Annotated in this window: 13 protein-coding genes and 1 tRNA gene; 1 reads left to right on the plus strand and 13 read right to left on the minus strand. The window is 57.4% G+C overall.

The genetic code is table 11. From position 1 onward, the window contains the following. Window positions 1-5 precede the first annotated feature (5 nt). The 7 genes from P1X16_RS04865 to P1X16_RS04895 form a co-directional block, all read right to left on the minus strand. The gene (locus P1X16_RS04865; RefSeq protein ID WP_277226729.1) at window positions 6-2309 is read right to left on the minus strand and encodes a hypothetical protein; all 2304 of its coding nucleotides are present in this window, start codon (window positions 2307-2309) and stop codon (window positions 6-8) included. Window positions 2310-2312: 3 nt separating this feature from the next. Next, on the minus strand, window positions 2313-4556 hold the full coding sequence (locus P1X16_RS04870; RefSeq protein ID WP_277226730.1) for a hypothetical protein: 2244 nt from the start codon (window positions 4554-4556) through the stop codon (window positions 2313-2315). 75 nt (window positions 4557-4631) lie between these two features. Continuing rightward, window positions 4632-4895, minus strand: coding sequence for a hypothetical protein (locus P1X16_RS04875; protein WP_277226731.1), 264 nt, complete (start codon window positions 4893-4895; stop codon window positions 4632-4634). Window positions 4896-4952: 57 nt separating this feature from the next. After that, on the minus strand, window positions 4953-5216 hold the full coding sequence (locus P1X16_RS04880; protein WP_277226732.1) for a hypothetical protein: 264 nt from the start codon (window positions 5214-5216) through the stop codon (window positions 4953-4955). A 77-nt stretch (window positions 5217-5293) separates the two neighbouring features. Further along, complete coding sequence (locus tag P1X16_RS04885) at window positions 5294-5719, minus strand: hypothetical protein (RefSeq protein ID WP_277226733.1); 426 nt, start codon at window positions 5717-5719, stop codon at window positions 5294-5296. Window positions 5720-5727: 8 nt separating this feature from the next. Then, window positions 5728-10212 carry a phage tail tape measure protein gene (locus tag P1X16_RS04890; RefSeq protein ID WP_277226734.1) on the minus strand — a complete coding sequence of 1495 codons (4485 nt, stop codon included), beginning with the start codon at window positions 10210-10212 and terminating at the stop codon, window positions 5728-5730. A gap of 71 nt (window positions 10213-10283) precedes the next feature. Further along, window positions 10284-10640 (minus strand): hypothetical protein, encoded by a 357-nt coding sequence (locus tag P1X16_RS04895; RefSeq protein WP_277226735.1) that lies wholly within the window; start codon window positions 10638-10640, stop codon window positions 10284-10286. Window positions 10641-10729: 89 nt separating this feature from the next. On the opposite strand from P1X16_RS04895, the gene P1X16_RS04900 reads away from it, so the two are divergent. After that, window positions 10730-11092: a hypothetical protein gene (locus tag P1X16_RS04900; protein ID WP_277226736.1), complete on the plus strand. Its 363-nt coding sequence runs from the start codon at window positions 10730-10732 to the stop codon at window positions 11090-11092. 282 nt (window positions 11093-11374) lie between these two features. Here the strand turns inward: P1X16_RS04900 and P1X16_RS04905 are convergent. The 6 genes from P1X16_RS04905 to P1X16_RS04930 form a co-directional block, all read right to left on the minus strand. After that, window positions 11375-11449 (minus strand) — tRNA-Asn (locus P1X16_RS04905). Between the two features lie 156 nt (window positions 11450-11605). Further along, window positions 11606-11866, minus strand: a complete 261-nt coding sequence (locus P1X16_RS04910; protein ID WP_277226737.1) for a hypothetical protein — start codon at window positions 11864-11866, stop codon at window positions 11606-11608. A gap of 1 nt (window position 11867) precedes the next feature. Further along, on the minus strand, window positions 11868-12509 hold the full coding sequence (locus P1X16_RS04915; RefSeq protein ID WP_277226738.1) for a hypothetical protein: 642 nt from the start codon (window positions 12507-12509) through the stop codon (window positions 11868-11870). A 1-nt stretch (window position 12510) separates the two neighbouring features. After that, window positions 12511-12825: a hypothetical protein gene (locus tag P1X16_RS04920; protein ID WP_277226739.1), complete on the minus strand. Its 315-nt coding sequence runs from the start codon at window positions 12823-12825 to the stop codon at window positions 12511-12513. After that, window positions 12822-13265, minus strand: a complete 444-nt coding sequence (locus P1X16_RS04925; RefSeq protein ID WP_277226740.1) for a hypothetical protein — start codon at window positions 13263-13265, stop codon at window positions 12822-12824. The genes P1X16_RS04920 and P1X16_RS04925 overlap by 4 nt, the downstream gene beginning before the upstream one ends. Then, complete coding sequence (locus tag P1X16_RS04930) at window positions 13265-14383, minus strand: hypothetical protein (protein WP_277226741.1); 1119 nt, start codon at window positions 14381-14383, stop codon at window positions 13265-13267. The genes P1X16_RS04925 and P1X16_RS04930 overlap by 1 nt, the downstream gene beginning before the upstream one ends. Window positions 14384-14385: the final 2 nt, after the last annotated feature.

Raw genomic sequence — 14385 nt, forward strand, 5'->3', positions numbered from 1 at the left:
AGTCGTTAGTGCAGTTTGAGGAAGCCGCCACGCCGCAGCTGTAAGAGGTTGTCATCACCGAGCGGCAGCCCGCTGTCATCGCTGTTACCGGTGCCAAAGCCACCGGCTAGCTCCACCGTGATCGAGCCGGCCGAGAGGGGATAGCCTTCAATCCGGTCCCACTTGTAGTCGCCTTCGGCAAGCACGGCCCGGCCATTGATGGTGAGCCCATCCACGCGCAGCGCGGCAAACAGCTGTTCGTGCAGCCAATCCGGCAAGGCGCCAGTCCGGAGGATGGTGCGGCGTTGCACGGTGCTGGCCAGCAGCACGGCCGCGCCGGAACTGCTACGGTGCACAGTGGAGGTGCCGGCTGGGTCGGGCAGAAAGAAGGCGCCGGGAAAGCGCAGACGGGCGACAATGCCCGTGGTCCAGACCATGCCGTAAGCGTTGTCCTTGTTGCGGTAGTCGACCACGACCGTATTCTCGTGCTTCTCCGCCAGCCAGATCGGCTCGGAAGTAGCCACCACGTCGCCCTCGGTGGTATCCGTGCCGCGCACATCCACCTGGTAGTCGCCTTCGTCTAAACCCTCGAAGTCGAGCGCGATTTCCCACACGTTGAACTTAACCGTGCTCAGCTGCCACACCGCCTGCACCGCGCCGGAGGGAGCCCCGTCCCAGGTTTTGTTGAGCACGAGTTGCAAGTCGCCATCGCTGTTGTAGGTGGACTGCTGCACGCGGTAGCTACCCGAAGCGGCCCCGCTGAGCGTGACGCGCGAGGCCCGGCGCAAGGTGAGCGGCATGCTGCCACTAGCTACCTGTAACGCCGTCAGATCCCCAGCGTAGGCGGTAAGCTGCACGGCGAGTGGGTCGCTGTTGCCGGTGAGCTTTTGCACCATCTCGCCTTCAATGGTGCGAACCAGTTCCTTGGTGCGGTGGCGACGAATCTCGGCTTTAACACCGGCAAAATCGGTGTGCACCTGCACGGAATGCGCGTCACAATACTGCACTTTCTGCCGGTACAAGGGCCGCAGCTGCTGACCGGGCCGGTCCTGCTCGCAGAACAGCACGTTGTCGGGCGATTCAAACCGCGAGCAGTTGTTGGTGATTTCCTCCAACACAAATCGCAAACTGTTGAGCAGCGGCACCCGGAAGTTGGGCGTCCGCTGCTGGGGCGTGTACGCGCAGCTGCCATCATCCTCGGTGGCATTCGCGTTGTAATTGGTCGCGTTGCGGTCCGTGCAACCGCGCACTACCACGGCGGGTACCACGACCAGGGTGGAGGCAACCTTGGCGGGCGAAGCACTGTCGGTGACGCGCACCTGGTACGTACCCGGGTCAATATTCTCGAACTCACTGGCCTGGCCATCCGTAGCCAGCACCGTCTGGTTGGTGCCTAGCACGGTGAGCGTGAGCGGGGCGGTTCCACCGGTCGGTGTGGCCGAAATACTGCCCTTGCCACCGGCTACGGCGGGCGCGGTACCCTTCGCCGTTACCTGCAGCGTTTTAGGCGGGACGTAGCCGCACTCCAAGCTGTTGGGAGTGGTGGACACTGTGGCAAACGGAGGGCTGAGCGTGGCCAGAAAGCGAACCTGCGTCGTGCCCTCGCACCGCGTTGCGCTGCCGATCAACTCGCCTTCTGCATACCCCCGCTGTGCTTCGGTAAGCGGGGTTGGAATTGCGTTCGTGTTCGGGCTTTGACTCCACGTTACTTCGCGCCCGGTGTTACCCGCCGGATTGTAGCGTACCGCAATTTCTTCGCCGGCAACGATAATGGTGTCAATGATTTCCAGCCCACTCCCGCCCGTAGTTTCGTACGGCTGCACGGTTTGCTGCGCTAAGCACCCATTGGCATCCCGGACGTAAATAATGGTTTCCTTGGTGATGGTGTAGGTAGCCAGCTTTTCCGAGTACACCACCTTGTCGGTGCTGCTGTACCAGGTTTCGCCCTTGAACTTGGTAACGGCGAGGCTTACCACGTTGCCTGGTTTTACCGTGGCGATAAGTTCGAGCGTGCAGTCTGAGGGAGCAGGGGCGCACATCGCCGCGTTGGGCTCACCTATCTCGCGGGCATAGGGCGCTTGATCGGATGCCACGACAGTAATACCCGTGGTAGGGGTCAGCAGGTCGCAATACTGCGCAATGATGACAGCCCCATCAGCCAAGTTATCACCCGGCACAATAGCCGAGGTATCAGTCGGCAATTCGGGATTAAGCGGCTCCTGCGTATGCGTAATGCGTGGGGTCGTACCCTGCGCTTCCGGATCGTAGGATACCCGAATGTAGAGATTGGCTTCTGCCGCGCTGAAATTGCGAATGGATTGGATAGCCATGGCTTATAGGTCGGTTAAAGCATGGCAGCGCAGCAGCGTGAAATCCGCTAACGAGCGGCTCAGCGTGTGCTTGAAATCAAGAATCCAGCCCTCTTGGGTTTGCCCGCGCTGGTCGCGAAAGCGTATGCGGCCGCGCGGTTTGGCCAATACCTTCGCGGCCTGCTCGATGGTGCAGGGTGCGGTGAAGCTCCAGCCGTGGGGCTGCCAGAGGGGCGTGCCTAACTCTGACACCAGAAAGTCGGCGCCTTCCTCTATGGCTTGCGTTTCCGAGTGGAGACGGGTGCGTACGGCGTTGTTGCCTTCCCCAAACGAGAAGCGGACTCGGCCCCGCTGCTGGTAGCGTAAGCCCGCGGCAATGGCAGGGCCGTGGCGCCGCAGCATGCGGGCCGGCGACAAGCGGGCATTGTAGACGGTACTCGGGGAGAAGACGCCGCTGACTTCGGCAAACTCCTGGTTGCGCTCCGTGATGAAGCCGCCAGATGGGCTGCGCAGCAAGCAAATCAGGAAGTTGTCGTTGTCGGCCCGGTCATCCGTGGTCGAGGTGGCATCGTAGCGCTGGCGCCGCGTACTTTCGATGTAGAAGCCGGCCGTGATGTAGTTGCCTACCGCATCGTAGGTGCCTTCAGCCCGGGTCAGGGGCAGGGCCCACTCGCGGCTGGCATTGAATTCGTCCAGACCGTTGGTTTCCTGCGTGGACCACTTCTGCCAGCCCGCTTTGGCCGTGATGTAGTAGCGGTCGGCTAGCTCTTTGAGCACGAGGTTGGTGGTGAGCGTACCGTCGGCATCGGGCAGCATATCCTGCACGGTTTCTTCCAACTCCAACACTACCTCCGAGCTATAGAAGTAGCTGGCCGGCTCGACTCGTACCACCTCCTGGCCATCGGGCAAGCGCTCAATACCCACACCAAGCCAATACGCCGCCGCTTCCGCATCAAACAACCCTTTCCAGGTGGCGTACAACGATTTGCGCGGGTCAGCCTGCCCAGTCGGCACTTCCACTTTATCCGACGGCAAGGGAAAGCCCCGCACCTGAAAACCACCGGTAACCAGTTGCAGGCTACCCGGGCCGTCGACGGGGTAGGCGGGCACTGTATCGGTGCGGCCAAAGAAGTCGCTGCGAAACGCGGTGGTGGAGTCGGTCGCGGCCTGACACACGCGGTTCATCGCCTCGTAGGCGAGCAAGCCCGCGGCCTGGGTCGGCGCGGTCTGGGTGTCGGCTTCCATGCGAAAAAACGAGCCCTCGCGCAGCTTCATCGTGATGGTGAACCGGTAAGGGCCGATGAGCGGACCACTGATGTCGTGCACGTACAGCACGCCGTAGAGGTAGATCCGGTCCTTGATATCAATGAAGCGCGAAATCTTGTGGTAGGCGATCAGGAAGCGGTTGTAGGTGCCGCCTACGTTGACATCGCGCAAGGTGAAGAGCCGGGTACCGGCCTCGTTGTTGATGCGGAAAAAGATGTCGATATCAACCTTGTCGAAATCACCCTCGCCATCGCGCCGGGCAATCTGCAAATCGCAGAGGATGTTGAACTCAATCTCGAACTGCCCCCGTTCCTTGGTGGTGTAAAACGCCACTTCCGGATTGGCAATGTTTTCGGGTACCGTGACCGTACCCGTGTTGGTTTCCTGAATACCAAAGTCGTCCTGCTTGACCCCACCAAAGCCGAAGTACATCGTTTTGGCGCGGCTCTCGCCTTCAATCATGTAGTCGGGCAGGGCGGGCACCTTGTCGGCCGGCGTGATGGCTTCGTAGCGTTTGCGAATCGCCTTGCTGTGCAGCTCGACAAACGTGGGCTGCAAGGCGGGCAGGGCCATGCCGCCCACCGACTCGGTACCGAGCAGGTTGATCGTGCTGTCTTCGCGGCTAAGGAAAAGCTGGGTGAAGCCCGTCTTTTCGGCCTGACAGCGGAATTCGGTCGCGGTTTCGCTACGGTTGGTGAAGTCCAACTGCCAGCGATTGTACTCCTGCCATACAAACGCGTTGGGGTCGTACACCTGCACGAGCAACACGACTTCGGCTTCTATACCAGCCGCATCGTAGGCCTGCGAGAGGTAGCTCTTGCCATCCTTGATAAAGCCAAGCTCCGCGGTGTACTCGGTGGCAATCCCGTGGTATTTCTTGTCGCGGTGCAGCTCACTGCCTAGGTCCTCCCACCCGATGGGGTCGTAGCGCAGCACCATCGTCTCTTGAAAGAGCGGGCTGAGCAGCGAAAAGCGCAGGAGAGGCTGGTTTTGGTCGAGCATAGAATGTATGTAAAATACATACATTAATTTGATGAAAGCAAAAGCCCCACCAGCAAGTTGAGGCTTTTGATTTTTCTATATGTTATAGTAAGTACTAGGTTTAAACGTGTCTAGAGATAGAGGAGGAGTGGGCTTCACTTCTTTCGGCTTCGCAAAAAGAAATGCTCTCTTAGCAATAAGCTCTGACTTAAATAAAGTTAAGAGCTTCTGCCGTTGCGGTTCCGCCTTTTCCGGGTCTAAATCGTGTGATGCGAAAAACTCGTCAAGTCGCTTTTTGAGGTCGTTTTCAATCAAATCTTGAAGCTGAACCTGAGTCTGGGGGGAAGTTGGTTTTTTCATAGTAGCAAGTTCGCAAAACATCGAACTCGAAATAGTTGCACTTCGCTACTATTTTGCTCACCTACTTTCGCGCTCCAGCTTTTTTTGCAGCCAGCTCAGGCGGGCGTGAAACTGAAACAACGGCAGTTCACCCGCATTAGGTGTGCCATTGGTGGCCAGATTGGCACACAGGTTTTCAAAGCTGCGATGCAGCTGGGTGATGACGTTGTCCGGATCACCATCACTAAACATATCGGGGCGCGACAGCTCCATCATCCACTTATCGACTTCGCGAATAACAGCGAGGTGGCGGGCGTCTTCGCTGAGCAGGTAGTCGCACAAGGCCAGGGCGCGTCTGCGCTGCTGGCTGGCCAGGGCGATATCCTCGCCCGCGTTGTTGCGCTCGGGAAACAGATTGACTAGCTCAACCGAGAGTTTTTTTTTACGTCTTCGACTTCCGCCGTTACCATGCCCGTCGTCAGGCCCCAGTCGCTGAGTTGATCCAGCAGTCGTTTTAAGTTTTCCTCGGAAAAATCGGTCAGCGGGACCCCATCCACAGCCGCGATGAGCATCCCGAACGCCATCTGCTCGGGGCTAAACTTCTCGATAGCCCAGTGCAGTGCGTAGTGTAGATTTTCTAGTTCTACCGCGGCATCCTGCTGCTTGCCCGCGGCTACGAGTTGCCCCAGACGAGACAAGCGGTGATTGACATCGTCGATGGTATTGCCGATGCCAGCTGCCTGCACGAGGTAGCAGTTGTAGTGCAGATGGCGACGAGCGGGTAGCTCGTGCACGGTCTGATAGAGATTGATGGTATGCTGGGCGGGTAGAGTGATGAGGCGCATGGGTGGGGTTAGCCGTTGCGTTTGTACTTGCGGTTGATGTGCTCCGTGGTATGATTGCCACGACGGGTGTAAGTCCGAAGCCCGTTCTCGGTGAGACGCTGCTCTGGCTTTTCATAGAGGGCCGTGATAAGCCGGTCGGTGTCGCGTCGGGCCGCTTCGGCTATGCGAGCGACGGGGTCTACCACTGGCCGGGTGGGCTTTTCAATTGCGACGGTGCGCTGATGCAAATCGTTCTGATAGGAGCGGGTCAGCAACCGGTTCTCGACAAAGCGGTTTTCCCGCAGAATCTCATTGGTCTGGGTCGCGGTGTGTACCGTCGCCCCCTGGGGCAGATACGTGATAGTAGGCTGGGAGAAGAGCTGCGCCTTACCGCTCGTAGTCGAGACCAACTCGGCTCCTCGATCACCTACCATTGCCCATTCGGCCGGACCACCCTCCCGGCCTTTGAAGTACTGCGGGATGGGTTTGGAAGCGATGGCCACCGCCTGGGCGATACCCTGGGCGATAACCAACGCACTCAGAATGCCCGCTGAAATACCGAAGTCAGCGTAACGGGTACCACCACCGGTGCTCAGTACCGAGGTCACGGCCATGGCGGTGTTCAGGGCCACGTTGAAAAGGGCCGCAGCTTTGTCAGCCTTAGCTTGCCGCTGCCGAATCGCGAGTTCCCGCTTGCGGTAGGTCTCCTCGATCTGGGCTTTTAGCTCCTCGTTTTCGCCAGCAATCTGCAGCTCAGCATCCTTTTTCTGGGTCAGGTCGCTCAGCTCCTGCTCGCGCCGGTTCGCGCCAATCTGGAAAAACGAGTCCGACAACTGCTGCACATTCTGCAGACCTTCGATGATGAGCTCCCCCCGCAGCTCCTGCATGCGGCGCTCCTCGTCGAGTAGCTGCTGGTTTTTGCGCCGGGCAATTTCCAGCTCGAGTTGGGCTGCTTCCCGCTGCTTGCTGCTGTCTTTTTCGAGGTTGGATAGCTTGAGAGCGAGGTAGTCGTCTTCGAGCTTGCGTAGCTCCTTCTGGTAGGCCCGTTCCGTGACCAGGCCGTCGGCCCGGTTGCGCTCCAACGCCAGCTGCTGCTGCTCGTAGCCTTTGAGCGCGTCGGTGTTGGCAAAGTCAGAGTTGAACGATTGGGGCTTGGCAAGCGCTTCATTGCGCTTCTGCTCTAGTTCGGCTTCAATCTTAGCCAGTTCCTCCGCATTACCCTTGGCGGCCCGAACCTTGGCCTGCCCCTCGATCTCGATGATCTCAATCCGACGGGCCGCCGCGGCAAACGCCGCATCCTGCCGCTCCTGGTAGGATTTGTTCTCATCCGCACTGATGCGCTCCAGGGTGGCGATTTCCTGCTCTAGCTGCAGCTTATCAACCTCACCTAACTGATCGAGCAGCGCGTCCCGGATCGCTTTCTCCTCTTTGCTCAGGTCGCGATTAATGGCCAGCAGCTGATCTTTGAACGCTTCCTGCAGGCGAATGCGGGTTTTCTCGTAGGCGATCTGGCCCCCAATCTGCCCCTTGTAGGTCTGAGCCGCCTCCCGGATCAGTTCGTCCCGCTCCAGCTTCGCCAGTTCACGCCGGGTCTGGGCGGCTTTTTGGGTGGCCCTGAGCCGAATTTCTTCGGTGTTGGCCGGATTCTCGGATTGCCGAACAAAGTCATCACGCTTCGCCTCCAAGCGCTGTTTCTGCAGTTCGTATTCGGCTTTGGCGATGTCGGCAATAGAATCCTTCTTTTTCTTGTCCTTATCAACGCTGTTATCGACGTTGACGGTCTCGTCCTTGATGACTTCAACGCCGGCTTTGCGCACGCCATTGAGCGCATTCTGGGCGTTGGCCAGGTCTTTTTGCTGCCGCTTCAGCAATTCGCCGTTGGCTTTGAGCCGGTCCTCGGCATCAATCAAGGCCTGGGCCGCATTCAGTTCTTTCTGCGAAAACGTCTGGGTGGCCTGGGTTTCGGTCGCACCAGCGCCAAACTCTTCCCGTAACGCGGCGCGATCCCGTACGGCTTGCTCTAACTCCTTACGACGGGCCGCACTGAGTCCGCTTAGGTCCAACTTAGCCTGGGCATCCCCGATACTGCTGGTCAGGATGGCTTGCAGCTTCTGGGTGGAGGCCACGGCGTTTTCCGCGTTACGAACATAACGCGTCAGATCCTTCTCATTCTGCACGGCCAAAGCACGCCGGGCAAAGATGGCATCTTCCACCGCCCCCGTGTTGAGCTTGTACTTGCCAGTCTCTTTGTCGAGTGAAACCACGCTGACGCCCAGGTTCTTTTGCAGCTTGAGAGCAATATCAGCTAACTGCTGCTCCTGCGCTGCCGAACGGATTTGAGTGGAGGACAGCTTCTGGTAGGAAGCCAGCAGCTTATCCGCGGCTTTAGACTGCTCCAGCAAACTTTTGGTGCTGTTGCCCAGGTCACCGAACTGGTTCGGGGGTGGGGGCTTCACCGCCCCGATTTTGCGCCCGATAAACTCAACGCCTTCACCCAGTTTGGCCAGGCCGTCGGTGAGCAGCGTGACCCGCTCGCGGGTGCCGTCTAGCAAGATCTTTAAACCGTTGGCAACGGTGCCGTTCGTGACAAAATTTATAAAGGCATTCTTAGTCTTCTCAACGCTGCCAGCTAGGTTGTCATTCTTGATGGCGGCTTCCTCGGCTAGCGAGGTACCTAGCTCCAGCTGGGAGTTGGCCGACTTCTGCCGCTCAGCAAACAAGTCGGTGTTCTTGGCCAGCGTGGTGATGGCTGACTTTGCCTCGCCCGACTGCAGCTTCAAGGTAGCCAGCAGCTTGTTGAACTCGGTGGTGGTCTTACCTCCGGTGTTCAAGCCTTTCAGGAAGATGTTGATCGCTCCCTGAAAGTCGTTGTTGATCAGGTTTTTAAAGTCCTTCAGCGTCAGGTTGGAGTCGGCCAACTTGGCGATGGCAAAACTCTCCTGGGTGCGCACGCTGAGCGTATTGAACAAGCGGTTCAGCGCGGTGCCACTCACTTCGGCACTGAAGCCAGTCTCCTGCAGCACGGAAGCGTAGGCCAGCACGTCTTTGAGCCCCAACCTGGCGTTAGCGGCCGTGGCACCTACGCGCAGCGCTACGTCGGAAAGGAACGGTGCGGTCGCGGCCCCTTCGGCACCAAGCTGGTTGATAGCCGAGCCGATGTTGATCAGGTTCTGGTTCTGGTCCGGACCTAGTGTTTTGCGAAACACCACTTCGATCTTGCCGAGCTCGGTAGCTATCTGCTCGGCACCACCCGAAAAGTCATCCCCTAGGGCCTGTACAGCTACATCAATCGACTTGGTGAAATCCTCGATCTCGTCCTTGGTCTTGCCGAGCTGACCACCCACTTTGGCAATATCAAGCTGCCCCGCGAGCGTGGTACGGGTATCGACTTTCTTCAGCGCATCGGCTAAGTCTTCGAATTCTTCGGCACTCTGGCCTGTAGCTTTGCGCACGTCGGCCGCCTGATCCGAGTACTGCACGTTCTTTTCGAACAACTGCTGAATCCCGTTGGCCAGGCCCTGAATGCCGTAAAAGGCACCAGCAAACGACTGGGCCAAGCCACCCGCCGACTTCTGCAAACCGGTTGTGAAGCCACTGGCCTGCGAGGATTGCACCCCGTAGGTTTTGAGCTGGTTGTTGACCTTGCCCAGTTCGGTTTCGGTCTCGCGAATCTCTTTCTGGAGCCGGTCCTGCTGCTCGGACGTGAGGCCCGTCGCCCGTTGCTGCTGCTGCAACGCACCGATGTTGGCCTGCAAACTACCACGCTGCTTTTCGAGCGCGGCTACGGCTTCGAGAATGCCCTTGGCGTAGGCGCCGACCTCGCGGAAGTTCTGGTTGAGCTCGCGATCGAAATCCTTTAGCTTCTGGGTGTTGTCGCTGAACTGCTTTTTGAGTTCGTTGGCTTCTTTGCTGGTAGCCTCAAAGCCACCTGGCAGGGCGCGAATGCGGTCGCCTAACTTTTGAGTATCCAGGCTCAGCCGATTGTAGGAGCCCGATACCGCGGTGAAGTCGGAGTTGACACCCCGCATGGCCTTGCTGAGCTGATCGGTCTGCCGCTTCAACTCCATCACCCGGATGGCCGCTGTCTTGGCACCCTCTACATTGCCTTCGGCGTACGCTTTTTTCAGCGCATCCTGCTGCTCCCGCAGGCTCTTGGTGAGCTCGTCGGTGGCCGCTTTGGTGGTGCGGCGAATCGTGTTCTGACCTTCCAGTGCCCGCTTGTAGCTGTCCTGCTCTTTGGCGAGGCGAGCCACTTCGGCCGCCAAGGCACTGATGCCGGAGCGCTGCTGCTCGTTGCCTACGTTGGCCCCCGCGAGCTGCGCTTTGACGCCAGCGACGGCAGCCTGAATGGAGGAGAGGCCCCCGTTGATGCGCTCGGCATCCTTGTCCAGGTTCTTGGCAAACGCGCGGTAGTTTCGGTTCAGCCCCTGAATGGAGGTCGTGAATTCCTGTAACTCCTTGGCACCGGGCCCGAGAGAACTGAATAAATCTTCGAAACTGATAGGTCCTGCCATATAGTATGTAAAATACATACATTATCAGGCAATAAGCAAAGTCCCTCCCCAGATGAGGAGGGACTCTAAGTCTAGCGCTTGGCTGGATCTTCGATAATGGCGAGCACGCGAAACAGGCGATACTGCTCGGGGTCCCAACTCAGCAGCACATCGCAGGTCTCGTCGGAGTTGTCGAAATAAAGCGTGATGCGGTTGGCGCGCACCCCTTCTTCCCGCAAGCGGCCGATAATTTCCACGGGGCCCAGGGTCACCACGTACATGCCCTCTTGCACAACAGAGTAGCATTCGGGATGCACCCGTTCAGCGGCAACAGTCGTACCTGCAGGTAGGGCAGGACCCATCAGGTCCGTCGTGGCGGTAAAATAATGTGCGTCTCGCTGCAACAAACGTAGTTTTTTGGCGGTCCCGACTAAGCTTTCTACACGCATGTATTAATGTTTTGCTATTTCAATACTGTTAGTACATTTGCAATACTGTTACAAACATAATCCAAATTGACCAATAAACCCTGGATAGAATGGAGACTGTGAATATGCGAATTGCTACGCTTATTGAAAGTGAAAAGTTAAATAAGAACACATTTGCACAAAAAATAGGAGTTACGGCGAATACAATTGGCTATATCGTAGGCGAACGGCAGAGCAAGCCCGGCTTTGAAGTGATCGAGAAAATAGCAGTGGCGTACCCGGATGTGAACATGGACTGGCTCATTCGCGGCACGGGTCCGATAAGAAAGTCCTTACTTGGTCCACCGAACGTGATATGGACGCTACTAGGAAACGAACGGGTGCGCTACGGTGAACTACTCAAGCTGCACGGTAGCCTCAATGGCGACTATGACCTATCACTAAGCGCTTTGCAGACTGCAACTCAATCATAGCATTATACAAAAAGCCCTGACTGGGGAGGCAGTCAGGGCTTTGTCCGTTTACCGGCCGGGCGCCATCCAGCTGAAGAAAGGAACACATAGGTGGCAATCAAATGCTTTCCACCGGTACTTCCCCTCTTAGTCGAGGATATGTGTGCCAACTGGCGCTGGCAATGTCTGCGGGGGCTTCCTGCTGATCAGGCAAGTGCTCAGGTTTCAACGCTAACATCCGCTTGTCATACAACGACAGCGGCAAGGCCGAGCCTGCTTTCGCCCCCTATCGGGGTTGGAGTGAACGAAGTAGACGACTCGAACGTCCGACCTCCTGGTTTAACCGACCAGGCGCTCTACCAACTGAGCTACCCTCGTATGTGCATGCCCAGTCAGATTACATTCTGCGAAGTACTCGACTTCATGAATTAAGCCTGCTGGACTTAAGGACTGCATTGCCCTAAAGGTTTCTTTAGCCCACCTACAAACACATTTTGTGATAGCAAATATAAGAATGTATTTAAATTACATACATTATTCCGAGGAAAAATTTACCACGGCTCGGCATAACGCCGCTGCTGGCAACGCGCCCAGCACCCACCACCACGGCAGGGCCAGCCACGCCACGGCGTTGACTGTCAGCACTACGCCGATCCAAAAGCCCAGGCAGAAATCACACCGACCGGGCCCGTGCACTTCCATGGCCCGTAGCCAGCCCCACTTTTCAAAGCAAATAATGAAGGTGGCTGCGGTGAGTGCTACCAAAACAACCAAGGCAAGCAGTTGAACCAGCATATTAGGAGCGTAAGCGTAAGAAGCCGCCCCGACGTAGGGCTAATAGATTTTCCTTGTCCGATGGTGGTGGCACCGTGCACAGGGCATTGCTGATGTTGACGTCGATCTGTATCCGGAAGCCGACGTACGGATGCTGCAGGACCTTGTCCTTAATCATTTCCACGGTAAAGCCCCGAAAGACCTCCTCAGGCGTGGTGTAGATGCGCTGCACCAACACACCCTGCGAGTTGAATACCTCTAATACTTCGCGCAGCAACTCGGCTTCGAAGCGATAAGGCTTACTCTCATCAATGAGAGTGAGATTACCCCAGAAGATATAATCCAGGCTCTGGGTGAGCGGCACCGAGCCGATGGCTGGCTCACTACCCGGCACGCTGATCGGGTCTTTCGACAGGAAAAAGGACTGGGAGACAACGTTGTCGTTGGGCAGCACGTCGCGGTACTCCCCACCACCATCGTACACCTTGGGCAGGTACACTTTCTTGCTGTCGCGCACCTCGCTGTGGCGGTACGCCTTGCCGTAGCTGACTTGCAGCCAGTTCAGGCGCTCGATGAGCTTTAGCTGCAGCTTCTGGATTTCAGCATCCAAGCCAATGGCGTAGGGCAGAATGGGGGCATCAGGCGTGAGGTAGGATACGGCCATATTAATTGGCTAGAAGACGAATGTATTGCCCACCATAACGCTTTTTGTAGCGCAGATAAGCTTCTAGTACTTGTCGGAATTCAGCCCGAATATGTAAGTGATTGCCAGCCCATAGGATTGAGCAGGTTGGGCCTTCAACCATAGGAAATTGAGTGGGCTCAACAGCCGTTAGCACCGCTGCTGCTTGCTCCCATTCCCAGGCACCAGAGGCGGATTCGAGTAGCCCAGTATCCTCATTTAGCCAGATTTGCTGGGCCATGAAGATGGTGCCATCATTGAGTTCCTTGAATAGCGGCTCTTCTTTGGAATGGGTCATAGTCCTAGCGTGGTGCGGGTGGCTTGCTGTAAATCGGGCTTGATATAGTCCTGACGAAACTCGTCCAGGGAGAGGTCGGAGAGGCCCAGAATGTCAGGGCCGTACTTTTCTACTAATTCATCAGTCTTGGGGTCGGTGCCGACTAGCTCGACGCTCTTGCCACTCAATTTAGCAATAATTGAGGTATAGAAATTTCCGGAATCCCGCAGCGTGACCTTATCAGCGGGCTGGCCTTTGATCTCCTTCAACGCCCTAGTGAAGTCGGTATACTCTGGCGTGATATCGGCACCGGTGCTGTCCTTGCCGCGCTCCAGCTGGGCCGTGTTGGCATCTTCGAGAAACGGCGCATTGTCGCGTACCGTCGCTTCGATCTGCCCATCAATAGCCTGCGGCAGCCGGCTGAACGCTTTAGCGAGGAAGTCGAGCCGTTCCAAACCCATCAGAGTGCACTAAATTTAATAGCTGCTGGCTTGGGAGCGCAGGGCATGCAGATGGAAGTAATGCCTGATAAATCCGCATCTACGGCCTTCAATGCGGTTTCGAGCCGCGTGAGCATGCCTTCCTGACTATTGGTGCGGTTATTTAGCTCCAGCAGGGCCAATGCTTTGGTTTCGTCTGCCAGACCGTTGTCGCGCGTGTTGTGCGCCATCATCTTGAGCAGGTTCACCCCAAGCTGTAGCTGAAATGCCGAAGCAAATGCAGGCAACTGCCCGCTCAGGTACGTGGTCAGGTCACAGCTCGCTTCCAGCCGCAGGTTCAAGCCCCAGTTGGTGTCGGACTGGTACGCCACCTCGGCGGTGGGCGTGGCCTGCGAAAATGGCAGCACCTGCACGTAGGGCGACCACTTATCGTACTGCACGTACGCGTTGCCGCAGCACTGGCCAGGCCGTAGCTGCAGGTTCTGATCGAGCCGGATGGCTTGGGCGCTCATCTTGTCCTCGTAGTAGCCGATGTACCACGTACCGCCTTTCTTGGTACTCAAATCAATCACCTCTTCCAGCTGGGTCCACTCGAAATACACCCGGTCCAGTCGGGGTAGCTTCACCTCCTTGACGGGCGTGGTCATATCTGAGCTATGGAACACTGACAGCGTGAAATCTGGCACTCGTTCAGTGAACTGGGTACCCACGGCCGTGATGCGAATCGCGATGTCACGGTGGCCGGCCTTGGGCCGCAACGCGAGCCCCACAAACCGACCCTGGCGAATGATCTTGTTGCGATACTGCCCACTAGCTTCCGTCAGCGGCAAGTCCTGCAGCAAGCGCTTGCCCGTGCCTGTAAGCTGCCGTTTTTCCTGGAAGGCTTGCAGCACCTGCAGAGCCGCGGTTTTGCGCTGCTGGTCCAGGTACTTCACAAAGCCCAGTTCAGTCATCTGCGGAGCCGCCTGCCGGATGTTGCGCAGGGTAAGCAGCGGATGGATTTCCTGCACGGCGAGGCTGTCGTCAGCGGCCTTTAAAGTCGCAGGTAATTCGACCGGCTCATCTGGGCTGCCCGCGTAGGAGGAACGGTAGCCGATGGTTGCCGCGAGCAGAGCGGCTAGTTTGATGCTGTTGAACATGG

Source organism: Hymenobacter sp. YC55, from assembly GCF_029433095.1.
In the GTDB taxonomy this organism is placed as follows: domain Bacteria; phylum Bacteroidota; class Bacteroidia; order Cytophagales; family Hymenobacteraceae; genus Hymenobacter.